This is a genomic window from Pseudoalteromonas sp. P1-7a (assembly GCF_001401855.1).
Classification (GTDB): Bacteria; Pseudomonadota; Gammaproteobacteria; order Enterobacterales; family Alteromonadaceae; genus Pseudoalteromonas.
The window spans coordinates 1-472 of the sequence record NZ_LKDU01000097.1 but is presented as its reverse complement, the minus strand read 5'-3'; the positions used below and the strand labels follow the sequence as shown (position 1 = coordinate 472).

1 protein-coding gene is annotated in these 472 nt (G+C 38.6%); it reads right to left on the bottom strand.

What is annotated here, in order from left to right:
• Nucleotides 1–431 (bottom strand): nuclease-related domain-containing protein (locus AN389_RS19640; RefSeq protein WP_408003062.1); only part of this gene is annotated, 431 nt, incomplete at its 3' end.
• Between the last annotated feature and the right edge of the window lie 41 nt (nucleotides 432–472).

Genomic DNA, 472 nt, shown 5'->3' with positions numbered 1-472 from the left:
GAAAGAATCGTTTTAACTAATTGTTTATGAGAAACGATAGGAAATTCTGGCCTTTGCTTTAGCTCTACAAACCAACCAGGAAAGCATAAAATTGGCAAAACTTGGGTAGTAAAGCCCGTTGCCTCTTGCAGCCATTTATTCACCCAATTAGCCTGATTTTGGGCTTGCTCTAACGGCTTACTTTCAAACCAAGAGGGAAACGCTAAACGATTTTTCTCAAATTTAACTTTGTAATTTGTATCATCTTTTATTCGCTTGTACCTGCCCTTTGTTTCAATAGCAAAAATACCATTTGGCCCTACCACTAGGTGATCAATATTAAACCCATCAGCTTGTATATCATGAAACACTTGGTACCCATGTGACTGTAACTCTATAAGCTCCGATGCAACGGCAAGCTCCGCATCTCGTCCAAGTTTAAGCTTTATCAAAAGGTTTGATTTAACCCACAGCTTTCTTGCTACATAAACTA